This is a genomic window from Mycobacterium sp. NPDC048908 (assembly GCF_043197955.1).
Classification (GTDB): Bacteria; Actinomycetota; Actinomycetes; order Mycobacteriales; family Mycobacteriaceae; genus Mycobacterium.
Map to the genome: position 1 here is coordinate 356747 of NZ_JBICUE010000001.1, position 23054 is coordinate 379800.

At 64.2% G+C, this 23054-nt stretch carries 25 protein-coding genes and 1 pseudogene; 18 read left to right on the forward strand and 8 right to left on the reverse strand.

The genetic code is table 11. The features are described from left to right. The first annotated feature begins 29 nt into the window (after window positions 1-29). The 3 genes from ACGFK1_RS01735 to ACGFK1_RS01745 are packed head-to-tail and all read left to right on the forward strand — an operon-like array spanning window position 30 to window position 3411. Window positions 30-1181 (forward strand): ethanolamine ammonia lyase-activating protein, encoded by a 1152-nt coding sequence (locus ACGFK1_RS01735; RefSeq protein ID WP_393424664.1) that lies wholly within the window; start codon window positions 30-32, stop codon window positions 1179-1181. Then, a complete protein-coding gene (locus tag ACGFK1_RS01740) occupies window positions 1178-2698 on the forward strand; it encodes an ethanolamine ammonia-lyase reactivating factor EutA (RefSeq protein ID WP_393424667.1) in 1521 nt (506 codons plus the stop codon). The genes ACGFK1_RS01735 and ACGFK1_RS01740 overlap by 4 nt, the downstream gene beginning before the upstream one ends. Further along, window positions 2695-3411: a class II aldolase/adducin family protein gene (locus ACGFK1_RS01745; protein WP_393424670.1), complete on the forward strand. Its 717-nt coding sequence runs from the start codon at window positions 2695-2697 to the stop codon at window positions 3409-3411. The genes ACGFK1_RS01740 and ACGFK1_RS01745 overlap by 4 nt, the downstream gene beginning before the upstream one ends. Here ACGFK1_RS01745 and ACGFK1_RS01750 read toward each other — a convergent pair. Continuing rightward, a complete protein-coding gene (locus ACGFK1_RS01750; protein ID WP_393424673.1) occupies window positions 3406-4401 on the reverse strand; it encodes an NAD(P)-dependent oxidoreductase in 996 nt (331 codons plus the stop codon). The two genes, ACGFK1_RS01745 and ACGFK1_RS01750, sit on opposite strands and share 6 nt — an antisense overlap. Here ACGFK1_RS01750 and ACGFK1_RS01755 point away from each other — a divergent pair. The 4 genes from ACGFK1_RS01755 to ACGFK1_RS01770 are packed head-to-tail and all read left to right on the forward strand — an operon-like array spanning window position 4352 to window position 7836. After that, window positions 4352-5638, forward strand: a complete 1287-nt coding sequence (locus tag ACGFK1_RS01755) for a Rieske 2Fe-2S domain-containing protein (RefSeq protein ID WP_393424676.1) — start codon at window positions 4352-4354, stop codon at window positions 5636-5638. The two genes, ACGFK1_RS01750 and ACGFK1_RS01755, sit on opposite strands and share 50 nt — an antisense overlap. After that, window positions 5635-6147, forward strand: coding sequence for a 3-methyl-2-oxobutanoate hydroxymethyltransferase (locus tag ACGFK1_RS01760; protein ID WP_393424679.1), 513 nt, complete (start codon window positions 5635-5637; stop codon window positions 6145-6147). Before ACGFK1_RS01755 ends, ACGFK1_RS01760 begins: the two co-directional genes overlap by 4 nt. A gap of 10 nt (window positions 6148-6157) precedes the next feature. Then, window positions 6158-6979, forward strand: a complete 822-nt coding sequence (locus tag ACGFK1_RS01765) for a 3-methyl-2-oxobutanoate hydroxymethyltransferase (protein ID WP_393424682.1) — start codon at window positions 6158-6160, stop codon at window positions 6977-6979. Then, window positions 6976-7836, forward strand: a complete 861-nt coding sequence (locus ACGFK1_RS01770; RefSeq protein ID WP_393424685.1) for an alpha/beta fold hydrolase — start codon at window positions 6976-6978, stop codon at window positions 7834-7836. Before ACGFK1_RS01765 ends, ACGFK1_RS01770 begins: the two co-directional genes overlap by 4 nt. Here the strand turns inward: ACGFK1_RS01770 and ACGFK1_RS01775 are convergent. Continuing rightward, window positions 7822-8562 carry a FadR/GntR family transcriptional regulator gene (locus ACGFK1_RS01775; protein WP_393424688.1) on the reverse strand — a complete coding sequence of 247 codons (741 nt, stop codon included), beginning with the start codon at window positions 8560-8562 and terminating at the stop codon, window positions 7822-7824. The two genes, ACGFK1_RS01770 and ACGFK1_RS01775, sit on opposite strands and share 15 nt — an antisense overlap. Before the next feature lie 121 nt (window positions 8563-8683). After that, window positions 8684-9325, reverse strand: coding sequence for a PAS and ANTAR domain-containing protein (locus ACGFK1_RS01780; protein ID WP_393424691.1), 642 nt, complete (start codon window positions 9323-9325; stop codon window positions 8684-8686). A 328-nt stretch (window positions 9326-9653) separates the two neighbouring features. Here ACGFK1_RS01780 and ACGFK1_RS01785 point away from each other — a divergent pair, with 328 nt between their 5' ends. Continuing rightward, a complete protein-coding gene (locus ACGFK1_RS01785) occupies window positions 9654-10151 on the forward strand; it encodes a homocitrate synthase (RefSeq protein WP_393424694.1) in 498 nt (165 codons plus the stop codon). 75 nt (window positions 10152-10226) lie between these two features. Here ACGFK1_RS01785 and ACGFK1_RS01790 read toward each other — a convergent pair whose 3' ends face one another. Beyond that, window positions 10227-11708, reverse strand: coding sequence for a cytochrome P450 (locus tag ACGFK1_RS01790; protein ID WP_393424697.1), 1482 nt, complete (start codon window positions 11706-11708; stop codon window positions 10227-10229). Between the two features lie 118 nt (window positions 11709-11826). Here ACGFK1_RS01790 and ACGFK1_RS01795 point away from each other — a divergent pair, with 118 nt between their 5' ends. Together ACGFK1_RS01795 and ACGFK1_RS01800 are read left to right on the forward strand one after the other, a co-directional pair. Continuing rightward, window positions 11827-12447, forward strand: coding sequence for a TetR/AcrR family transcriptional regulator (locus ACGFK1_RS01795; RefSeq protein WP_393424700.1), 621 nt, complete (start codon window positions 11827-11829; stop codon window positions 12445-12447). A 10-nt stretch (window positions 12448-12457) separates the two neighbouring features. Next, window positions 12458-13327: an SDR family oxidoreductase gene (locus ACGFK1_RS01800; RefSeq protein WP_393424703.1), complete on the forward strand. Its 870-nt coding sequence runs from the start codon at window positions 12458-12460 to the stop codon at window positions 13325-13327. On the opposite strand, the gene ACGFK1_RS01805 is transcribed toward ACGFK1_RS01800, so the two are convergent. The 3 genes from ACGFK1_RS01805 to ACGFK1_RS01815 are packed head-to-tail and all read right to left on the reverse strand — an operon-like array spanning window position 13324 to window position 16159. Then, on the reverse strand, window positions 13324-14508 hold the full coding sequence (locus ACGFK1_RS01805; protein ID WP_393424706.1) for an AAA family ATPase: 1185 nt from the start codon (window positions 14506-14508) through the stop codon (window positions 13324-13326). The two genes, ACGFK1_RS01800 and ACGFK1_RS01805, sit on opposite strands and share 4 nt — an antisense overlap. 5 nt (window positions 14509-14513) lie before the next feature. Continuing rightward, window positions 14514-15554, reverse strand: a complete 1041-nt coding sequence (locus ACGFK1_RS01810) for a DNA polymerase IV (protein WP_393424709.1) — start codon at window positions 15552-15554, stop codon at window positions 14514-14516. Then, on the reverse strand, window positions 15551-16159 hold the full coding sequence (locus ACGFK1_RS01815; protein ID WP_393424712.1) for a TetR/AcrR family transcriptional regulator: 609 nt from the start codon (window positions 16157-16159) through the stop codon (window positions 15551-15553). Before ACGFK1_RS01815 ends, ACGFK1_RS01810 begins: the two co-directional genes overlap by 4 nt. A 90-nt stretch (window positions 16160-16249) precedes the next feature. On the opposite strand from ACGFK1_RS01815, the gene ACGFK1_RS01820 reads away from it, so the two are divergent. From ACGFK1_RS01820 to ACGFK1_RS01855, 8 genes and pseudogenes are all read left to right on the forward strand, one after another. Beyond that, window positions 16250-16792, forward strand: a complete 543-nt coding sequence (locus tag ACGFK1_RS01820) for an NADPH-dependent FMN reductase (protein WP_393424715.1) — start codon at window positions 16250-16252, stop codon at window positions 16790-16792. 77 nt (window positions 16793-16869) lie between these two features. After that, window positions 16870-17016 carry a hypothetical protein gene (locus ACGFK1_RS01825; RefSeq protein WP_393424718.1) on the forward strand — a complete coding sequence of 49 codons (147 nt, stop codon included), beginning with the start codon at window positions 16870-16872 and terminating at the stop codon, window positions 17014-17016. 414 nt (window positions 17017-17430) lie between these two features. Continuing rightward, window positions 17431-17682 carry a redoxin NrdH gene (locus ACGFK1_RS01830; RefSeq protein WP_393424721.1) on the forward strand — a complete coding sequence of 84 codons (252 nt, stop codon included), beginning with the start codon at window positions 17431-17433 and terminating at the stop codon, window positions 17680-17682. Between the two features lie 38 nt (window positions 17683-17720). Next, window positions 17721-18170 (forward strand): class Ib ribonucleoside-diphosphate reductase assembly flavoprotein NrdI, encoded by a 450-nt coding sequence (nrdI, locus tag ACGFK1_RS01835; protein WP_393424724.1) that lies wholly within the window; start codon window positions 17721-17723, stop codon window positions 18168-18170. 17 nt (window positions 18171-18187) lie between these two features. Continuing rightward, the gene (gene nrdE, locus ACGFK1_RS01840; protein ID WP_393426260.1) at window positions 18188-20305 is read left to right on the forward strand and encodes a class 1b ribonucleoside-diphosphate reductase subunit alpha; all 2118 of its coding nucleotides are present in this window, start codon (window positions 18188-18190) and stop codon (window positions 20303-20305) included. 24 nt (window positions 20306-20329) lie between these two features. Further along, on the forward strand, window positions 20330-21367 hold the full coding sequence (locus ACGFK1_RS01845) for a CBASS cGAMP-activated phospholipase (RefSeq protein WP_393424727.1): 1038 nt from the start codon (window positions 20330-20332) through the stop codon (window positions 21365-21367). Continuing rightward, a complete protein-coding gene (locus ACGFK1_RS01850; RefSeq protein ID WP_393424730.1) occupies window positions 21364-22374 on the forward strand; it encodes a cyclic GMP-AMP synthase DncV-like nucleotidyltransferase in 1011 nt (336 codons plus the stop codon). The genes ACGFK1_RS01845 and ACGFK1_RS01850 overlap by 4 nt, the downstream gene beginning before the upstream one ends. 119 nt (window positions 22375-22493) lie before the next feature. Further along, a pseudogene (locus ACGFK1_RS01855) lies at window positions 22494-22727 on the forward strand (thiamine biosynthesis protein ThiF); the annotation flags it as partial. On the opposite strand, the gene ACGFK1_RS01860 reads toward ACGFK1_RS01855, so the two are convergent. Next, window positions 22692-23036 carry a hypothetical protein gene (locus tag ACGFK1_RS01860; RefSeq protein WP_393426368.1) on the reverse strand — a complete coding sequence of 115 codons (345 nt, stop codon included), beginning with the start codon at window positions 23034-23036 and terminating at the stop codon, window positions 22692-22694. The pseudogene ACGFK1_RS01855 and the gene ACGFK1_RS01860 sit on opposite strands and share 36 nt — an antisense overlap. Window positions 23037-23054 lie beyond the last annotated feature (18 nt).

Below are 23054 nucleotides of genomic sequence, written 5' to 3' on the forward strand. Positions count from 1 at the left end.
ATACCATTAGGTCAAACTGCTGATGGAGGATGCACGTGGCCAAAGACGCAATCGTTTCCGATGCTCTGGCGAAGAAGTTCGCCACCGAAAAGGATTCGCCGTATGTGCGGTGGGTGCGCGGTGAGGGCCTCGACATCATCAGCGCCCACTACGTGCCCGACCTCAACACCGTCGAGCTGAAGCCGTGGGCTCGTCGCGGCGGCCGTGGCGTCTTCATCAACCATGAAGCCTCCCGCACCTCCAACGACTGCTACGTGTGCGAGATACCTGCGGGCGGCGAGTTGGCGCCGCAGCGTCAACTGTTCGAGGAGATGATCCTCGTGCTGTCCGGGCACGGGTCCACCTCGGTGTGGAACGACGCCGGTGCGAAGGTCACCTTCGAGTGGGGCCCAGGCGCAATGTTCGCCATCCCGCTGAACACGTGGCACCAGCACTTCAACGGGTCCGGCACGGCCGCAGCGCGCTTCGTGTCGTCGACCAACCTGCCTCCGGTGATCAATCTCTACGACGAGGCCGACTTCGTGTTCAACACCGCGCACGATTTCGTGGGGCGGTTCGCGGGCGAGCCCGACTACTTCGCCCCGAAGGACGAGCAGGACGGCCTGCTGCTGAAGACCAACTTCGTGGCCAACACCATTGACCTGCCTCTGATTTCGGCCAAGGAACGCGGCGCGGGCGGCGGACACATCCGCTTCTCGATGGCGAAGGGTTCCATGAACAGCCACATCTCGCAGTTCGGCACCGCCACGTACAAAAAGGGTCACCGGCACGGGCCTGGCGCGCACGTCATCATCCTGACCGGGCAGGGCTTCTCATTGATGTGGCCGGAGGGCGAAGAGCCCCGTCGGTACGACTGGCAACCAGGCACGCTGATCGTGCCCCCGAACATGTGGTTCCATCAGCACTTCAACACGGGCGCGACGGCTGCGCGCTACCTTGCTTTCAAGCACGAGGTGGTGTCGGTACGCAACGCGCAGGGGGTGCCGAAGGCGTGGATCAGCCAGCGCATCGGCGGCGATCAGATCGACTACGCCGACGAGTCCCCCGTCGTGCGTGACACGTTCGCCAAGGCGCTCGCGGAGAACGGGTTGGTCCCACAGATGGATGAGGCCTACGCCGCTGAACTGGCCGACCTGCCGCCGAAACCCGGCGAGCAGGTGCCGGTGGCGTCACCGGCATGACCGGCGATCCCGACCACGAACACGACGAACCCGATCTGCCCCTCGCGGAAAACCCGATCTGGCAGCAGGACAATGTCACACTGCACAGTGTCGGTATCGACATCGGAAGTTCGGGCACTCAAGTGGTGTTCTCGAGGCTGGCGCTGCGCAGGCGCGGTGAGGACCTCACCAGCCGGTACGTCGTGGTGTCGCGGGACACCCTTTTCGCGTCGGACTTGGAGCTGACGCCGTACACCGACGATCTGCAGATCGACGCGGCGGCGCTGGGACGCATGCTCGACGCGGCCTACGACAGTGCGCGGCGGCAACCAGCGGACGTGGACACCGGCGTGGTGATCCTGACCGGGGAGGCGCTGCGCCGTCGCAATGCCGAACGGATCGCCGCAGTGGTCGCCGAGCGGGCGGGTGATCTGGTGTGCGCGACGGCGGGCCACCATATGGAGGCCATGCTCGCAGCCTACGGATCGGGCGCCGTGCAAGCCTCGCACGACGCCTGTGAGCGCATCCTGAACATCGACATCGGTGGTGGCACAACAAAGCTGGCAATCGTCGATCGTGGCCGGGTGTTGGCGACCGCAGCATTCCACGTCGGTGGACGGTTGATCGCGGTAGACGGTGACACCGTCACGCGCATCGAACCCGGCGGCCGCAGGCACGCCGCCGCGGTCGGCCTGGACCTCGAACTGGGTAGCCGGGTGTCGTCGGCCGACCTCGATGCCATCGCGTCTGAGATGGCCGATCTGGTCATCGCCGCGGTGCGCGGCGAGCCCGAGGCAGCCCCCCTGTTCCTGACCGAACTGGTCGCCCCGCAGGGAGTGGACGGCATCATCTTCTCCGGAGGAGTCGCAGAATACGTGTATCGCACCGAGACAAGGGATTTCGGTGATCTGGGCCGCCGACTGGGACTGGCGCTCGCCGAGCGTACCGAGGAATTGCCTGCCCCCGTGCTGGTTGCGGCGCAGCGGATTCGCGCGACGGTGCTCGGCGCATCCGGATACAGTGTGCAACTGAGCGGGATCACCAGCTTCATTCCGACGCCGGACCGCACGTTGCCGCGCCGCAATCTGCAAGTTGCGCGGCCCGATTACACGCTCGGCGAGGTGGTGGCCAGTGATGCGATCGCGGCGACGATCGAACACCACCTTTCGCTGTTCGGGCTGCACGATACGGCCAGCGACGTCGCGCTGGCGCTGCGTTGGACCGGAACGCCGAGTTACCGGCGGGTGCGCGCGTTCGCCGAGGGCGTGGTGGCGGGACTGCGGCGCCGCATGGCCGACGGGTGCCCCGTCTATCTGATGGTCGACGGTGACATCGCACTGACGCTCGGCACCATCCTGCGTAACGAACTCGCGGTGACCAACGACCTGCTCATCCTCGATGGAATCGATCTGCGAGATTTCGACTTCGTCGACTTGGGACGAGTCCGGTATCCGTCGAATACCGTGCCGGTGACCATAAAGTCGCTGGTGTTCTCGGCCAGTGAGGATACAGTCGACCCGGCGGTGGCGCTGGCATGAGCGATCTGTCCACCACTGTCGCCACAGCCTGCCGCATCCTGGCCCAGCAGGGTCTGGCGGCCGACGTCCTCGGACACGTCAGCGTCCGGTTGGATGCCGACCGAATCCTGTTGCGCTGCCGTGGGCCTGAAGATCGCGGACTGTTGTTCACCGACACCGATGACATTCGCATCGTCGACCTGAACGGTCGAGGCGAACTCGACGGCGGCTACGCGGTGCCCAACGAATTCCACATTCACACCGAACTTTTCCGTGCGCGCCCCGACGTGCAGGCCGTGGTGCATGCGCATCCCCGGCAGGTGATGATCGCCGATCTGGCGGGGGTCGGGCTGCGACAGGTGTTCGGGGCCTACAACATTCCCGCGTCCCGGCTGGCGCACGACGGCGTGCCGGTGTATCCGCGCTCGGTACTGGTTCGGACGCCAGAACTGGGTCGGGCCGTGGCACACGCCGTCGGCGACTCCGGGGTGTGCATACTGCGCGGACATGGCATCGTGACGGCAGGAGAGTCGGTGGAGCAGGCGACGTTGCGCGCCCTCGATCTTGTCGAACTTGCCAGTATCGCGACCGAGGTGGCGCTGCTGGGTGGTCGCCCGCAGGTGCTGCCCGAAGACGACCGACGCGAACTGCCGGATCTGGGTTCGTCGTTCAACGACTTGTCGCGGTGGCGGCACTACGTCGGTCGGCTCGAAGTCGCAGGGCTGTCGTTATAACCCTCCGTCGGCCTTGGCCAACGGCGCGACGCGGCGGCCCAGGTAGGTGCACTCCGTGCCGTACAGCAAGTCGGCAACGTCTGCGGCGGTCAGCGTCTTGATGAGTTGGTCGATCTGCCCGGTCAACGGCAACACCATGCCACCGTTCTGAGCGAGTTCGAGGACGAAGTCCATGTCCTTCTCCTGCCAGGTGAACCGCGTGCTGTCCCAGCGGCGCAGTGTGCCGTTGTCGCCAGGGCACTTGAACAGGACCTCGCGCATGCGCTGGGCATCGACCCCGTAACGCTTTGCGATAGCGAGTGTTTCGAAGTTCGCGACGCAATGCACCCAGTGCAGCAGATTGTTGCAGGCCTTGGCCAGCTGGCCGGCACCGAGCGGTCCGACATGTTCCACCCCGCGGCTGTAGCTCATCATCACCGGTCGCGCTCGTTCGACATCCACGGCGTCACCGCCGCACAGCGACAGCAGATTTCCGTCCTTGGCGCCCTGCGCACCGAACACCACAGGTGCGTCGATCAACCGCATCTCCTTCGGTTCGAAGATCGACGCCAGCCGCTGCATGAAGTGCAGACTGTGCGTGCCCGCGACGACAATGAGTTGACCGGCCCTGCCACGGAGCACCAGTTCGTCGGCGACGGCTTCCATCTGGTCGTCAGTGCGCAGACAGACGACGACCATGTCGGTGCTCGTCGCCAGTTCCGCGAGATCCGATGCCGCGGTAGCCCCCGCGGCGGCAGCCGCCGCGAGTCGGTCGGCGTCGATGTCGTAGGCGAGCACGTCGAAGCCGTTGGCGACCATGTGGCCGGCCATCGGCTGCCCCATATCGCCGACGCCGATGATTCCGATCATGTGCTGCCTCTCTTTGGATCCGGGGTTGGCCGATAGTACTAATGGTATTACAATTGGTGCATTGTGGTGAGGACTGCTGAGAGGGTGGACGGTGCTTAGGGCAGAGATCAATGAGCTTTTGACCCGTACTGGTCCGGGCACGCCGATGGGCGAAATGTTCCGGCAGTACTGGATCCCGGCGATGCTCGCCGAGGAGCTCCCCGAAAACGACTGCCCGCCGGTTCGGGTCAAGTTGCTCAGCGAGCGGATGGTCGCGTTCCGCGACAGCGACGGCCGCTACGGCTTGATCGACGAATTCTGCGCGCACCGCGGCGCGTCGCTGTGGTTCGGACGCAACGAGGGATCGGGGCTGCGCTGCCCGTACCACGGCTGGAAATACGACGTCACCGGCCAGGCAATCGAAGTGCCCTCGGAACCCGAGAACAGCAATTTCTGTGCGCATGTGAAGCTGACTTCCTATCCGCTGGTCAAGATCGGCGACGTGTTGTGGACGTACATGGGTGATCCGGAAAAGCAGCCCCCGCTACCGGAATTCGAGTTCGCACTCGTCCCGCCCGAGCAGACGTACACCTCCAAGCGCTGGCAGGAATGCAACTGGCTGCAGGCGTTCGAGGGCGGCATCGACTCCAGCCACGTGTCGTTCCTGCACGCCGGCGGGCTGAAAAGCGACCCATTGTTCAAGGGCACCAAGGGCAATGACTACAACATGGCCGACCTCAAGCCGTACTTCGAGGTGGCCGACTTCGACGGCGGGCTGTTCGTCGGCGCGAGGCGCAACGCCGAAGACGACACCTACTACTGGCGAATCACTCCGTGGGTGATGCCGTGCTTCACGATGGTGCCGCCCCGCGGGGATCACCCGGTGCACGGCCACTTCTGGATTCCCATCGACGACGAGAACTGCTGGGCGTACTCATTCGACTACCACCCGGTGCGCGCCCTGACCGCGTCAGAGGTGCAAGCGATGCGCGACGGCCACGGCGTGCACAGCGAGAACATCCCGGGCACATACCGCCCGAAAGCCAACAAGGACAACGACTACTTGATCGACCGCGAAGCGCAGAAGCGGGGCGACACGTATTCGGGCGTGAAGGGCATCGCGATGCAGGACGCGTCGCTGCAGGAGAGCATGGGACCGATCGTCGACCGCACCAAGGAGATGCTGGTGTCCGCCGACACCGGCATCATCAAGGCCAGGCAAAAGCTGAAGAAGGCCGTCGAGGCGTTGCGCGACAACGGAATCACTCCTCCCGGCGTCGACCCTGCGCATCACAGGGTGCGTTCCGCCGCGGTGGTGCTGCCGCGGGACGCGTCGTTCATCGAGGCCTGTCGCGACGAATTGTCGGTACGCGAGGGCGTTCGGCAGTCCTCGGTATGACCGCGCGGCCGATCCTCGGCAGCAGTTGCGCGCGGGCCACGACGGCCACCGAGATGCGCTATCGCATCGATCGGCCGATTCGTGGGCGCCGCGGTGCCCGCATCGTCGGTCTTGATGCGGGCGCGGACGCGATCGTCGCGCGCATCTCACACGAGCAGTGGGGTCATGCGCGGTTCTTCTCGCTGGCCGAACCGGTGCGGGTGGTCGGCGACGGCGGCTCGGAATCGGTGGTGTTGCGGAATGCCGACGGCGCCGCGTCGAGCCTGCTCGCCGAACTCGAGGACGCCGATGTGGTGATCATGGTGGCCACCACCGAAAGTGACGCAGCCGCGGCCACCATCATCGGCGCCGCGTGTACCGTGCGCGGAATCATGACGGCCGGTTTGGTGATTGGCGAGCAGGCGCTCGTCGGTGCGACGGTGGCCGCGATCCGTCCGCATGCCCGTGTGCTGATGGTCAGCACCGACGAGCGCGACGTGATCGATGTGCTGACCGCGCTGCGGGCTTGAAGGAGGCGGCATGGGAGACAAGGTTCAACTGAGCGACCTGCAGGCGATGAAACACGACGGCCGCAAGATCGTCGGCGTGGTCGCGTGGGATTACCAGATGGCGCGCATCGTGGACCGTGCGGGCGTCGATCTGGTGTCGGTGGGCGATACGGTCGGTGTGAACCTGTGGGGTCAGGCCAATCCGCTCGAGATCACCATGGAGCAGATGATGGTGGTCTGTCAGGCGGTACGCCGCGGCGTCACCCGTGCGTTGGTCAGCTGTGATTTCCCGTTCGGACCCGTGCAGGAAGGCATCAAAAGCGCTGTGCGAGCCGCGATCCGGTTCGTCAAAGAAGCCGGTGTCGACATGGTCAAGATCGACGGTGCGTCCGAACATCTGGAAGCCGTGACCGCGGTGACACGCGCGGGTATCCCGGTGTTCGCGCAATTCGGCATCACCCCGCAGACGTCGCTGAAGTATGGCGTCACCTACAGCGCAATACCGAAGCCTGCAGATGTGGTGCCCGATGAGATGCTCGACGAAATCGTCGGCGAAGCAAAGCGTCTGGAGGACGCGGGCGCCGCGCTGCTGAACTTCACCAACTCGGGGCCGACCGTCGGCGCGGCCGTCGCGGAGGCGGTGTCGATACCCGTCCTCGGCGGGTTCGGCGGTGGGCCGTGGCTGGACGGCCGGATGCGGATGGCGACCGCGGCGATCGGCTACAGCGCCGATGCGCTGGATGCGCCGCCGGACACATATGCCAATGTCGCGCAGGTCGTGCACGACGCGATCGTCGCGTACTCCGACGACGTGCGGTCCTCACGCCAGGTCGCGGGTGGACTCAAGCGGTGACCGTGGCAACGACGGTCGCCGACGGGATCCTGACCCGCTACCAGGTGTCGGGTACCGGCCCGCCGCTGCTGATGTTCTCGCCTGGCGGATTCAACGCCAGCCTGGACAGCTGGGAGGCCCACGGCCTGTATCAACGCACACGCATGCTGGCGCAGTTGCGTGAACGGTTCACCTGCATCACATTTGACAAGCGGGAGGCCGGCGGCTCCGGTGGCCGGCTGGAACGGGTGCGTTGGGCTCACTACGTGAGTCAGGGGATCGGCCTGCTCGACCACCTTGGACACCGCCGCGTCCACATCATGGGTGCGTGTGTCGGTTGTTCCATCGCAACGCTTTTCGCGGCCACCCACCCCGATCGGGTGGCAGGCATGGTGTTGTACTCGCCCGCCGGTGGTCCGCAATACCGACGCAAACAGCACGCCCGATTCACCGCTCATTTGGCCTACGTCGCTGAGCACGGGTTGGCAGGCGTGGCCGCGTTGGCGGCGGCGACCGAGGCAGGCTTCTCCGACGACGGCCGGGTGGGTCCGTGGGTGTCGGTGTTGCGCAGCGATCCGGACTTCGCAGCACGCTATGTGGAATTCGACGCGGTCCGCTACCAGACGATCGTCGCGGGAATGAGCAGGCTGCTGTTCGACCGCGACACCGTGCCGGGTGCCGAGCCGGAAGACCTTCTGGCGCTGGATGTTCCGGCACTGATCGTGCCGGGGGAGGACAGCTCGCACGCACCGTCGGCCGCGCACTACCTAAAGGAGTGCCTGCCCGCCGCGCAGTACTGGGACGTGCCGGTAGCCGAGCAGACCGTGGAGACCGCGCCGAAGCGCGTCATCGACTTCCTTGCCTCACTTGCCTTTTGAGACGTGCCGCGCGGTCCGCCCGATATGGGTCCGCATCACGGCGATGGCCTTGTCGACGTCGCGTTTCTTGATCGCAGCGACGAACTGACGATGCTCCCGATTGCCGCGAATACCCATCTCGGGGTGATCGTCCTTGACATTCTGCAGAGATCGCAGCGTCGGGCCGTGGAACGACTCAGCCAGCATGACGATCGCGGCGTTGTGACTGGCGCGGGCGACACGGGTGTGAAACTCCGCCGACAGCGACATCGGGTACGAGCCGTGCTCCAGGGCGGCGTCGCCGCGGTCGCAGATCTCGAGCAGATCGGCAATGTCCTCGTCGGTGGCCCGCTCGCACACCAACGGGATGATCCCGAGTTCGAGGATCTGGCGTGCCTCGGTGACCTCCTTATCGGTCAGTTCCGAGAGAGCGAGCAGGTCGATGATGCCTTCGCTGAGGCGGGCACTGGTGGGCGCGGTGACGAATGCGCCGCCACGGGCGCCGACCTTGATGGTGACCATCCCGTTGGCCTCGAGTCCGCGCAGCGCCTCGCGAACCGTCACCCGGCTGACGCCGAACTTCTCGCCCAGTTCACGCTCCGCCGGCAACCGATCGCCGGGTTTGAGTGACCCGTCACGAATCAGAAGCCGGATCTGGTCGACGATCATCTCGGACGCCCGGCCCGGATTGACCTTGCTGAACAGGTCGTCCGTTGTGGCCCTGGCGGCGCTACCGTCTGTCGTCATGGACCAATGATAAAGCCATCAGAGCAAAGATTGGGGATTCCCGTTTGCCGAACACACGCAACGTCGCACACATCCGCGCGGTTTTGGGCGCTTTCGCGTCCGCTCGCGTCGAATTCGCCGACTAGCAGGCGTCGCTGTGTGAGCCGGGCGCCGGAAGCGGTGCGCGCACGCGCCGGTGCGCGGTCAGCAGAAGGTGATCGGCGCGCTCGCGGATGCCCGCGGGCACGTGCAATTCGGAGGTGAAGTCCTGCACCAGGTGGGTCGCGAGCTTGCGTAGTTTGGTGTTGGTCTCCTGTGACCGCCACACCAGAATGTCGAAGGCACGGTCGGCCGAGATGCCGTACATCATCATCAGCACGCCCTTGGCCTGTTCGATGATCGCCCGATGCTCGGTGAAATCGGCTATCGCGTCCTCGACGGTGCCGACGTCGTCGAAGTCGCTCAGGTCCACGTACAGACCTTGGCTGCCGATCACGTTGCCTGCCTCGTCGGTGAGCCGCTCGCCGATCACCGCTACCGGATGAATGCGGCCGTGCGTGTCGACGATCCGATGGCGACTCGAGAACGGCCGTCCCTCACCGGTCATCGCCCCGATGAGCCGCCGCACGTTTTCAGCGTCTTCGGGATGCTTGTGCGACATCACCAATGAGGTGGTCGGATGCACCTGCCCGGGCATGTAGCCGTGCATATGAGCGACGGCATCCGACCACTCCCAGCGGTCGTCCGCGCGCGTATACCGGAACGAACCGACTCGTTCGCCCATCGGAATCGTGGAAGCACGAGAACAAGGATTCTCACTGTTCAAGTAAAGGTCCCCACCATTTCCCAGGACGTCCCAACCCAAGAAGTTCTATGAGAATGCCATTGCCTTTGACTGCGGGACAGCCGATGGGCGAACAATTGTGCAGGGGTTTCATCCCAAACACGAAACCAAAAGGCGTTGCACAGGGTTGGGGTGAGCGCCTAACATCGCGGACGTGCCGAGGCGACTCGTAGTAGCAACCCGCAGCGGGGTCTGATCCTGACCGACCCCTCGCTGTGGGTCGGAGCTACTACGTCGGTCACCCTTTCGATCAAGAAGACCGGCACCAATGAAAACCTTTTCTGCTACCAGCGCACCGCCGCTGACGTCCATTTCGTTCGCGGCCCGGATGACCGGGCTGATGCCACGCGGTCTGCGCGAGGAGGCCGACGCGATGACTTTCGAGGCGTTCCACGACGAATACGCGTCCAGTTCGGGACCGCTGCGGCTGGGCAATTGGCAATGCACCGACGCCGAGCGGCCGTCCTCCCGGCTGGGGCCGCAGGCCCGCAATTACCAAGCCACCCTGGCGGTCGGTGATCGCATCAGCACGTCGTCGGCCTCGGCCTGCGGACCGGTCGCAGCGCTGACCGAGATGCTTCACGGTCACGGCATCGCGGTGGAAATGACGGCGTTTCACCAAGTTCCGGCGGGCGCGCACACCGCGACGTTCGTGCGCGGTTCCGACGGAATCGGATCCCAGTGGGCGATGGGGTGGTCCGAGGACCCGACGCAGTCGGCGTTGCGCGCCGTCATCGCATGCGCAAACCGGCTGCTGACCGCCTGACTCTCGCCGAAACTGTATTCCAGCAGCGAAAGTGCGAGTGAGGCCCTGCTGGAATACCGTTTCGGCGCAATGCGCCTACCGAAGCGGGCGCAGCACGATCGGCATGCCGTCCAACGGCACGGGCATCCCGCCGTAGTCGTAGCGCGGCTTGTAATCCGGATGGGTCAGCTCCAGCTTGTAGCGGCGCAGCAGGCGGTGCATGACGGTCTTGATCTCCAGCTGACCGAACACCATTCCGATGCACTTGTGGGCACCGCCGCCGAACGGCGCGAACGCGTACCGATGCTTCTTGTGCTCCGAGCGCGGCTCGGCGAAGCGTTCGGGATCGAACTTGTCCGGATTCGTCCACAACTCGGGCAGGCGATGGTTGAGCGACGGCCACGTCACCACGTCGGTGCCCGCCGGGATGAAGTAGCCGAGCAGCTCGATGTGGCGCACCGCCCGCCGGAAGTTCATCGGCAGCGGGGTGACCATTCGCAGTGCCTCGTTGATCACCAGGTCGTAGGTCTCCAGCTTCTCCAGCGCCTCGATGTCCAGCGGGCCGTCGCCGATGCGGGCGGACTCGTCGCGGCAGCGGTCCTGCCACTCCGGATTCGCGGCAAGGTGGTAGGCCATCGTCGTCATCGTCGATGTGGACGTGTCGTGGGCCGCCATCATCAGGAAGATCATGTGCGCGACGATGTCGTCGTCGGTGAACCGCTGCCCGTCTTCGTCTTCGGCCTGGCACAGCACGCTGAGCATGTCGGTGCCCTCGTTGCCGCGTGTTTCGGCGACCCGGGCGGTGAAATAGTTCTCCAACGTCTTGCGGGCCTCGATGCCGCGCCACCACGTCAACGGCTTGACCGGCTTGCGAACGATCGCGTTGCCGGCGCGGGTGGTCGTGGTGAAGGCCTGGTTGATCGTGGTGACCAGTTCGCGATCCGTGCCGGGCTCATGGCCCATGAACACCACTGACGCGATGTCGAGAGTGAGTTCCTTGGCGGCGGGGTGGAACAGGAACCGCGGGTCGTTGGCGACCCAATCGCTGGCCACCACCTGGCTCGCCACCGCATCGATGTGCTCGACGTAGCCAGTCAGCCTGCTACGGGTGAACGCCTCCTGCATGATCCGGCGGTGGAACATGTGCTCGTCGAAGTCGAGCAGCATCAGGCCTCGATCGAAGAACGGCCCGATGACGGGGTCCCATGCCCGCTGGGAGAACTCCTTGTTCCGGTTCGAGAAGACAGCCTGTGTGGCGTCCGGGCCGAGGGCCGCCACCGCAGACAGAGCCGGCGAATAGTTGTAGTGGATCGGGCCGAACTTGCGGTAGATCTCCACGGCGTAGTCCGGCCCCATCCGGAAGAACTCGATCAAGTGGCCGATGATCGGCAGTCCTGCATCGCCCATCACGGGTTTGAGTCCGCTACCTGCGGGCGGCTGTGCCAGCGGGAACTGCTTGAAGTCGTGCCTGCGAAGGCGCTTCTCGGCCAATCCCATCCCCGGAATGGTGACGGGAGTCGGCTTCAACCGGCGCTTGGCCTGGTCAAGCAGGTAGTCCTTGGTGCTGATCGTCGCCATGCATGCTCCTCAGGCAAAAAGACTGTGGCCGTTGTCACGTTAATCTTCATCCTGAATGCCACACTTGACGCATGTCAAGTTTTGATCCGGCGCGGCGTGAGTGCAAAGGTTTAGGACAATGAGTGCCCAACCCGCCCCTCAGGAGGCCCGCCGCAGCCGCGGCGACCGGCAACGTGAGGCGATCGTCACCGCGGTCCGCGAGCTACTGCAGGAGCGGTCTTTTGCCGACTTGTCGGTCAGCACCATCAGCGAGCGGGCCGGTGTAGCGCGATCCGGCTTCTACTTCTACTTCGATTCCAAGTACGCGGTGCTCGCGGCAATCCTCGCCGACGCCAGCGAGTTGCTCGACGAGCTCACGCACCACTTCGCACCGCGTGAGCCGGGGGAGAGTCCCGCCGCGTTCGCGAAGCGGATGGTGGGCAGCGCCGCGGCGGTTTACGCCAACGACGATCCGGTGTTGTCGGCCTGCGAAGTCGCGCGGTACACCGACGCGCAGATCCGCGAGATGATGGACGACTTCTACGACAGCGTGATCGAAAAGCTGATCACGCTGCTCGAGCAGGATCCCGACGCCCGCCCGATCTCCGACGACGTGCCCGCGCTGGTGCGCACGATGGCTGCGGTGACGACGATGACGCTGACGCACGACAGCACCTTCATCGGACGAGGTCAGGATCCGGCGCGCGCCATCGAGATCGTGGAGCGACTGTGGCTGAGCGCGTTCTGGCCTGACCGGTAGTCTCAGCGCCATGGCTGGCGTCTTGCGGGAAAGCGGCTTCACTGGCAGGCGTTGTTTCATCACCGGGGCAGCCAGCGGCATCGGCCGCGCGACCGCGCTGAAACTGGCCGCTGAAGGCGCCGAGTTGTACCTCACCGACCGTGATGCCGAGGGCCTGCAGGTCACCGTCGCCGACGCCAGGGCGTTGGGTGCCGAAGTGCCCGAGTATCGGGTTGTCGATATCGCCGACTACGACGAGGTGGCCGCCTTCGCCGAGCACATTCACACCAATCACCCACCGATGGACGTGGTGATGAACATCGCGGGCGTATCCGCCTGGGGCACAGTCGACAAGCTCACCCATCAGCACTGGAAATCGATGATCGACATCAACTTGATGGGACCGATCCACGTCATCGAGACGTTCATTCCGCCGATGCTGGCGGCCCGCAACGGCGGGCACCTTGTCAACGTGTCATCGGCTGCCGGTCTCGTCGCGTTGCCATGGCACGCGGCCTACAGCGCAAGCAAATACGGCCTGCGTGGCTTGTCTGAAGTACTGCGCTTCGACTTGGCGCGATACGGCATCGGGGTGTCGGTGGTGGTGCCCGGCGCGGTGAAAACGCCTCTGGTGCAGACGGTTCAGATCGCAGGGGTGGATCGTGAAGACCCGAACGTGAAGCGGTGGACCGACCGGTTCAGCGGGCACGCGGTGTCGCCGGAACATGTCGCCGAAAAGATTCTCGGCGGCGTGCGCAAGAACCGCTTCCTGATCTACACGTCGCCTGATATCCGTGCGTTGTATCTGTTCAAGCGAACGGCCTGGTGGCCCTACAGCATTGCGATGCGGCAGGCCAACGTCCTGTTCAGCCGCGCACTGCGGCCGGCCGTCAAACGTTAACGCTTGCCCCAGTCCCACGGCGGCGCGGCCAGCATGCCCATTCCCTTGACCCGCGTCTCGCCGAGTTCCTTGTACAGCTCGATCTCGACCGCGGTGCCGTCGTCGGCGTCGGTGACCGGCACGGTGTTGAGGAATTCCAGCATTGCCCGCGAATGCGTGACCACCACGACTTGTGTCCGACCCGCCGCCGCCCGGATCAGCGACGCCAACGGCCGCACCAAATCCGGATGCAGTGACGTCTCCGGCTCGTTGAGCACCATCAAAGACGGCGGCTGTGGGCTCAACAGTGTGGCGGCCCACAACAGAAAACGCAGTGTGCCATCGGACAATTCGGCCGCCCGCAATGGCCGTAACATCCCGCGCTGGTGTAGCTGCAGATCGAACATCCCGTCACGGACCGCCACCGACACCGATGCGCCGTCGAACGCGTCGGCCACAGCACGCGCGAGCTCGTCGAAGCCGGTCTCGATGATCGTCTGCACCGCTGCCGCCAGGTCGCTGCCGTCGTCGGAGAGCACGGGTGTTCGGGTGCCGACGTGGGGGTGTCGCGACAGCGCGGCCGCATCGACCCGGAAGCCGTCGTAGAACCGCCAGCTGCGCAGCCGGTGACGCACAGCGGCGAGCTCGGGATGTGCGCCGGGGTGCGCGTATTCGGCCAGCACGCTGCGGTATGCAGGCAGCGATCTGGTCATCTCCTCGAAGCCCCTGCCGGATTCCGCGCTGGCCTCGGCATAGTCGCGGGTGCGGCGCACCAAGGTCGAGCTGGTCCGCATCACCCGGCCGACGAACACCGCTTCGCGTTTGATCTCAGGATCACGTGCGAACAACGAATTGTGCCCGGCCATCTGTGGCAGCCCTAGGTCCACCAGATAGCCGAAATCGTCTGAGGCGAACCCGAGTTCGAGCGACACGGGTCCGGTGCGCGTCGTCCCCTCGACCCGCCCGGTCCTGCGCGCGCCACCCAGTTGCTCGGGGCCTGCCCACAGCACCGACTCGAGGCCGCCTTCGCGGGCCAGCGAGCCGATCACCTCACCGCGGCCGCAGTCGGCGAGTAGGCGCAACGCCCGATACAGCGATGACTTGCCGGTACCGTTGGCGCCGGTGATCACCGTGAGACCGGAAAGCGGCAGCACGATCTCGCGCAGTGAGCGGTACCCACGGATGGCGACCGTCTGCAGCATCTGGTTCAGTACCCGCCTTCCGGTGGATTGAGTTCGAGCCGCACACCCAGTAGCCGGATGGGCCGGTCGAGTTCGAACTGGCCGAGCAGATCCAGCGCCGTCCGCGTGATGGGTTCGGCGTCGGTGGTCGGCGTGGGAAGTTTGCGGATTTTCGTTCTCGTGTAGAACGTGTTGGTCCGCACGGTGACGGCGACCCGGGTGACGACACGATTCTGGTCGATGATCTCGGCAAGGGTTTGCCGCGCGAGATCGATGACAGCGGAGTCCATTTCCACGCGCTCGGTGAGATCCTGCGCGAAGGTGATCACGTGGCTGCGCGAGCGGGGAATCCAGGGCTGGGCACTGACGTTGGTGTCGCCGCCGCCCTTGGCCAGGAGCAGTAGCCACAGTCCGGTGGTCGGTCCGAACGTCGACGTCAGTAATGTGGCATCGGTCGCCGCAAGGTCGGCGACGGTGGTAATGCCCATCCCGGCAAGCTTTTTGGCGGTTTTCGGGCCGACGCCCCACAGGGCGTCGACCTCGCGGTCACCCATCACCGCCATCCAGTTCTCGTCGGTGAGCTGATAGATGCCCGCCGGTTTGCCGAAGCCGGTGGCGACCTTGGCGCGCTGTTTGTTGTCGCTGATGCCGACCGAACAGGACAGCTCCGTCTGGCCGACGGCCTGGCGGATCTGCTCGGCCAGCTCGATCGGATCGTCGACGTCGGCGCCCACGTAAGCCTCGTCCCAGCCCCACACTTCGACGGGGTGGCCGAGATCGCGCAGCAGGTTCATCACCTCCTCGGACGCCTCGTCGTATGCCGCCGTGTCCAGCGGCAGGAACGTGGCGTCCGGACACTTGCGGGCCGCGACACGCAATGGCATTCCTGCGCGCACACCGAACTTGCGGGCGGGATAGGACGCGCATGTGACAACCTTGCGCGGTTCGTCGGGGTCACCGTTGCCGCCGACGATGATCGGCAGATCGGCGAGTTCGGGCCTGCGACGCACCTCGACGGCGGCCTGGAACTGATCAAGGTCGACGTGCAGGATCCAGCTAGGTGTCATCGGCCGCAGAGTTTGCGTGCCACGCTGTCCCACGCCTCGCGCAATTGGTCGAGAGTCCGGCCGCGCTGGGTCATCTGGAAATGCACATAGTCGACGTCGAGAAGCGAGTGCAGAGCATGCGCCTGAGCATCAAGGTCGCCGGTGGTGCCCGCGTCCTCCAGCAACACCCGAATGTGGCGATGGTGCAGCATCATCGGCTCGTTGAACCGCGTCAGCGGATCACGGTTGGCATCCGACATCAGCGCGTGGTGGGCGACCACGAACTGCAGTCGGGACCGGCCGTAGGCGAGCAACCGATCCAGTGCGGGCGCGCCTGGCCCCAGCGGCGGCGGTCCGAACATGAAGGCCTGCTGCTGGGCTTTCTCGTCCTCATCGAGCAGGACGATCATGAGTCCGGCCCGACTGCCGAACCGCCGGAACAGCGTGCCCTTTCCGACGCCTGCGGCCGCGGCGATGTCGTCGGTGGTGACCCCCTCCGCACCGCGCTCGGCTATCAGACGGCGTGCGGCGTCCAGCAGTAGGGTGCGGTTGCGAGCGGCGTCGCCACGCTCATGGGGCGGTTGATCGGTGACCGGCAACTCGCGCAGTGGGGGAGAAGCGGTCATGTTTGCAGTTTAGTTCAGCCGGAATAAATCGGACCATGGTCCGGTTGGCGCGTGGGATTATCCTCCCGAGGACCGAAGGGAAATGTGAAGATGTCCGACACCAAGGTGTTGGTGCTGCTGGGAAGCCTGCGCGCCGCCTCGATCAACCGTCAGCTTGCCGAACTCGCGGTGGAGGCCGCCCCCGAAGGTGTGCACCTGCAGCTGTTCGACCGGCTGGGTGAGCTGCCTTTCTACAACGAGGACATCGACACCGACGACGTTGCCGAGCCCGTGAAGGCGCTGCGTGCGGCCGCGGCCGATGCCGACGCTGCGCTCGTCATCACCCCTGAGTACAACGGGAGCATCCCTGCTGTGCTGAAGAACGCGATCGACTGGTTGTCGCGCCCGTTCGGCAACGGCGCGCTCAAGGGCAAGCCGGTCGCGGTGGTGGGTGCTGCACACGGCCGCTATGGCGGCGTGTGGGCGCATGACGAGACGCGGAAGTCGTTCGGTATCGCAGGGGTTCGGGTTGTCGACGATCTCAAGCTGTCCGTGCAGACGACCGCGTTCGACGGCAGGCATCCGCGCGAGAACGCGGAGGTGGCATCGAATCTGCGCGATGTGGTGGGCAAGCTGGCCGCCGAAGTCGGGTAGCGGTTCCCGTCGTCGCAAGGGAGTCGGGTAGTGCACTACTCGTGACGACGCCTTTCCCTGCGCCGCAGCATCTTGTCATGTGCGGATTCACTCGGACGCTGTCCTCGATGGTGCCGACGTCGGTCAAGGGGCTCGGCAAGGCCAAGCCTGCGCCGGCTCGCGGCGCCGCACCGGCCATCGCGCCGGGCACACGGATCTGCGAGCCCGCCAAGGCGCGCTGCTGATTCGACTTTGCTGTTACGTCACCGTGACGCTTCGCCGTCGCGGTGGTGTCGGTGGCCCGTGGTAGACCTAGTCGAAGCGTCGTGACACACCCAAGATGTGATGTGCGACACGCCGGGCGAAACGCCGCCTGACAGCTTACGACCAGGGAATTTCAAAAATGTTATTCAGAACATCTTGTATCCCTTCGCAATGTCGGACACTAGGTGTAGTGTTTCGAGCACCGACAGACCCCCATCGGTACGTGTACCTTCCCGGGTCGGCCGGAGCCCAGAAATCCGGCGGTGTCGGTTTTGAGACCCACCGGGCAGCGGCCCCGGACGCCAGGAATTTTGAGGGCCCGAGGATCGCTGAATTCAAGCGATATGCAGTACCTGACCAGTTGCCAGTCCGTCCGCAGAGGAGCCGTACCGAAGATGTCCCAGCCCTCCATCACCGTGTACACCAAGCCCGCATGCGTGCAGTGCAACGCCACCTACAAGGCGCTGGACAAGCAGGGGATCGCCTACGAGACGGTCGACATCAGCCTGGACAGCGAGGCCCGCGACTACGTCATGGCCCTTGGGTACCTGCAGGCGCCGGTGGTGGTGGTTGGCAACGAGCACTGGTCGGGGTTCCGGCCAGACCGCATCAAGGCGCTCGCCGGCGCGGTGGCGGCGACGGCATAAGTGGGGTAATCCGACGCAGAAAGGGAGAGGAGGTCGAGATGGCATCGTGCAACCTCGTCTACTTCTCCAGCGTGTCGGAGAACACCCACCGCTTCGTCGAGAAGCTGGGATTGCCCGCCATCCGGATACCGCTGCACGGGCGCATCGAGGTGGACCAGCCGTACGTGCTGGTGCTGCCCACCTACGGCGGTGGGCGCGCCACCCCGGACATCAACGACGGGGGCTACGTGCCCAAACAGGTCATCGCCTTTTTGAACAACGAACACAACCGGTCGTTGATTCGCGGCGTCATCGCCGCGGGCAACAACAACTTCGGCGCTGAATTCGCCTACGCGGGCAACGTGGTTTCCCGTAAGTGCGGGGTGCCGTATCTGTATCGCTTCGAATTGATGGGGACCCCCGACGACGTGGAAGCCGTCCGCGCGGGCTTGGAAGACTTTTGGAAGGACCAGACGTGTCACCAACCGTCACAGCTGCAGAGCCTGTAACCGCCGCCCCACACGCGCTGCCCGGCGAGACGGATTACCACGCGCTCAACGCGATGCTGAATCTGTACGACGCCGAGGGCAGGATTCAGTTCGAAAAGGACCGCGAAGCCGCGCATCAGTACTTCCTGCAGCACGTCAACCAGAACACGGTCTTCTTCCACAACTATGACGAGAAGCTGGACTACCTGATCCAGAAGGAGTACTACGAGCGCGAGGTGCTCGATCAGTACTCGCGCAATTTCGTCAAGTCGCTGCTGGACCGGGCCTACGCCAAGAAGTTCCGATTCCCGACATTCCTCGGCGCGTTCAAGTACTACACCTCCTACACGCTGAAAACCTTCGACGGTAAACGGTATCTGGAGCGGTTCGAGGACCGTGTCGTGATGGTGGCGCTGACGCTGGCGGCGGGCGACACCTCGCTGGCGGAGAAGCTCGTCGACGAGATCATGGACGGGCGGTTCCAGCCGGCCACCCCGACGTTCCTCAACTCGGGTAAGAAGCAGCGCGGTGAGCCCGTCAGCTGCTTCCTGCTGCGCATCGAGGACAACATGGAGTCGATCGGACGCTCCATCAACTCCGCCCTGCAGCTGTCAAAGCGGGGTGGCGGAGTCGCGTTGCTGCTGTCCAACATTCGGGAGCACGGCGCGCCGATCAAGAACATCGAGAACCAGAGTTCGGGCGTCATCCCGATCATGAAGCTGCTGGAGGACTCGTTCTCGTACGCCAATCAGTTGGGCGCGCGCCAGGGCGCGGGCGCGGTGTACCTGCACGCACACCATCCGGACATCTACCGCTTCCTGGACACCAAGCGCGAGAACGCCGACGAGAAGATCCGCATCAAGACGCTGTCACTCGGTGTGGTGATCCCCGACATCACGTTCGAATTGGCGAAGAAGAACGAAGACATGTACCTGTTCTCGCCGTACGACGTCGAACGGGTGTACGGCCTTCCGTTCGCCGACATCTCGGTGACCGAGAAGTACTACGAGATGGTCGACGATGCGCGGATCCGCAAGACGAAGATCAAGGCGCGTGAGTTCTTCCAGACGCTTGCCGAATTGCAGTTCGAGTCCGGCTACCCGTACATCATGTTCGAGGACACGGTGAACCGGGCAAACCCGATTGACGGCAAGATCACGCACTCCAACCTGTGCTCGGAGATCCTGCAGGTGTCGACGCCGTCGGTGTTCAACGAAGATCTCTCTTACGCCAAGGTGGGCAAGGACATCTCGTGCAACCTCGGCTCGCTGAACATCGCGAAGACGATGGATTCCCCAGACTTCGCGCAGACCATCGAGGTGGCCATCCGTGCCCTGACCGCGGTCAGCGATCAGACGCACATCTGGTCGGTCCCCTCAATTGAGCAGGGCAACAACGACTCCCACGCGATCGGGCTTGGGCAGATGAATCTGCACGGCTTCCTGGCTCGCGAGCGCATCTTCTACGGCTCCGAAGAGGGCATCGACTTCACGAACATCTACTTCTACACGGTGCTCTACCACGCGCTGCGGGCGTCGAACAAGATCGCCATCGAGCGCGGTGCGCACTTCAAGGGCTTCGAGAAGTCGAAGTATGCGTCGGGCGAGTTCTTCGACAAGTACACCCAGCAGGTGTGGGAACCGAAGACCGACCGGGTAAGGCAGATGTTCGCCGACGCCGGCATTCACATTCCCACACAGGAGGATTGGACTCGGCTCAAGGAGTCTGTGCAGGCGCACGGCATATACAACCAGAACTTGCAGGCGGTTCCGCCGACGGGCTCGATCAGCTACATCAACCATTCGACCAGTTCGATCCACCCGATCGCGTCGAAGGTAGAGATCCGCAAAGAAGGCAAGATCGGGCGGGTGTACTACCCGGCGCCGTACATGACCAACGAGAACCTCGAGTACTACGAGGATGCCTATGAGATCGGCTACGAGAAGGTCATCGACACCTATGCGGCGGCGACGCAGCACGTCGATCAGGGCCTGAGCCTGACGCTGTTCTTCAAGGACACCGCGACCACCCGCGACGTGAACAAGGCGCAGATCTACGCCTGGCGCAAGGGAATCAAGACGCTGTACTACATCCGGCTGCGCCAAATGGCGTTGGAGGGCACTGAGGTGGAGGGTTGCGTCAGCTGCATGCTGTGACGGCTGGCGCGCCACCAGGACTAAATGACGAAAGAACCAACAGATACCAACAATCCGTCGGGTGTGTCGCGCACCGGTCACGGACGATTTCAGGTGCTTGCTCTTGATGGCGGGGGCGTTAGAGCGCTCTTCACCGCCCACGTACTGGCGCGGCTCGAAGCCGATCTCGGTGTGAGTGTTGCAGATTCGTTTGACCTGATCGCTGGGACATCGGCAGGTGGCATTATCGGCCTGGGCCTCGGCGCAGGCATGCGGCCCGCAGAGATCGTCGAGCAGTACACCGAGATGACCGCACGCGTATTCCCCCGCGCGCGCCAAACGAGATGGCGCTACCTGCCGCGAGCTTGGAGCCCCGCCTATTCGGGCAACGTTCTGCGCAAGGCGCTCGGCCACGTCTTCGGAGCCCGCTTGCTCGGGCAGAGTGCGAAAAGATTGGTGATTCCGTCCTGGGACGTGCAGCGAGGTGAGGTCCATATCTTCAAGACGCCACACCACGAGCGGCTGCGCCGCGACTGGCGAATCTCCATGGTCGATGTCGCCATGGCGACGACAGCGGCGCCGACTTTCTTCCCGGCCGCGGCCGTCGATGGACAGCGGCTCATCGACGGCGGAGTGTGGGCGAACAACCCGTCCGTCGTGGCGATTGGCGAGGCAGTCAGCATGCTCGGCGTCCCGCTCGGGTCCGTGCGGGTCCTCAACATCGGTACCGTCGACCAGCGGACTACACACCACAAACGTCTAGATGCCGGCGGTTGGGCAACGTGGGCGAAGGTCGCTGCGCCACTGATGATTACCGCTTCCGGCCGTGGCGCGCAAGGAACGGCGATGCACCTCGTCGGCAAGGAGAACTTCGCCCGTTTCGACGCCATGGTGCCTGGCGACGTGTTCACCCTGGATCGTGCCGACCCCAGCGCTCTATCTGGGTTGGCCGCAGGTCAAAGCCGAGTGCTCAGTCCCAGCTACATCCAAATGTTCGCTGACCACGTGGCGCCCCCGTACGCCCCGATCCATGGTCCTGGCAGCGGCCAGGGCACCTCAACCCCGCCGGGAGGCGACTCGTGAAGCACACCGACTACTTCAAGAACTTCCTTGAGAACACCGTGAACATGTCGCAGTTCAACCTGGACCTGCTGACTCAACGGGTCGACACCGTTTACGGGGTCTTGAAGGCCGACGACGACCTTAGTCCGTTGATCAAGAAAATGATCCCGCAGGGTTCGTGGCCGCAGAAGACCATCATCCGTCCGCAGAACAACAAGCCGTTCGATGGCGACTTCATGGTGCAGATGGTTGAGAACCCTGACTGGGATGATGACAAGAAGGCGTACGGCGACGCCATCTATCGCGTGTTGCACAATACGTCGCCCTATAAGGACATGCCGCACGGTCGGAAGTGCCGGTGCGTCTATCTCAATTACGCCAACAATGCCATGCACCTCGACATCGTCCCGTTTGTGCTCCGCGCCGACGGCACCCAATGGATCATCAACCGCGATGACAACGAATGGGAACGCACCGATACGGACGGCTTCACCGCCTGGATGAAGTCCCAGGATGTGATCGCGAACAAGCACCTGCGCGAGGTCATCCGCATCATGAAGTTTCTCCGTGACCACAAGAATTCCTTTACCGGCACGAAGTCGATCCTGCTCACCACGCTGCTAGGCGAGCGGGTGGAAGCGTGGCGCAAGGTCATCGACACGGGGTACTACGCGGATCTGCCGACGGCGCTCGTGCACATTGTGTCGGATCTCGACGACTGGCTACAGGACAGGCCACTCAAGCCGGTGATCATGGATCCGGCGGGTACGGGTACGTCGTTCGACCACCGCTGGAGCCAGGAAACGTATGCATACTTCCGCGACCGAATCCATACGCACGCTGCTGAGATCAAAGCCGCGTACGACGAGACCGACTCGGACGAGAGCGTGAAGAAATGGCAGGCCTTGTTCGGTGACGGATTCACGGCTCCGAAATCCGATGGGGCGGAAGGGAAGTACGGCGCGGTTGGCGCAGGGGCCGGATCGGCTGGCGCCGCAACGGTAAGTTTGTCGGGGCGCGCGGGGTGACCAAGCACTACCTCAGCGACTGGCAGCGTCAGGTCTTGGCTGACCTGGACGCTATCGCCGAGGCGTTTCCGGGTGACGTCGAGGTGGTGGGCAACTACCGCCTGAGCAATTCCGGCTCGATGCGGTTGCGCCTTCGACTCCGCACCGACAACATTCCTTGCGTCGATGGTGGGATCATTCTCGACGAACACGAGGATTTCATCGTCCACGTGGGCCGGTTCGATCTAGCGCCGCCGAGTATCGAGGTCGATCATCTGCGGTTCCTGCACCACGCACACGTGCTACAAGGGCAGCGACTTTGTCTTTACCTCGACGCGTCACGGGAGTGGGATCCGATTGCGGGATTCGGTGGTTTCCTGGATCGTCTCGTCGAGTGGCTTCGGGATGCCGCGGCTGCACGATTCGATGCGCAGACTGCGCTCTACCACGCTGTCGGCGGAGTTCTTCATGCGACGGATGGGGCGCCGACCGTCGTTGTGCGAGAAGAACTTCGAGCTGGCATGCGGGCCCAGCACGGGTGGCTCATATTCCGCACGGCGCACCGGTTCGACTTGGCCTTTGACCGCCCACCCAGCGCCGCGGAGGCTGAGCACATCCCCGTCGTTGCGCTGGATGCGGACTTGCCATTCGGCGCCGGGAGTTGTCTGGGGACGTTCCTTCACGCTATCGACGACCCGTAT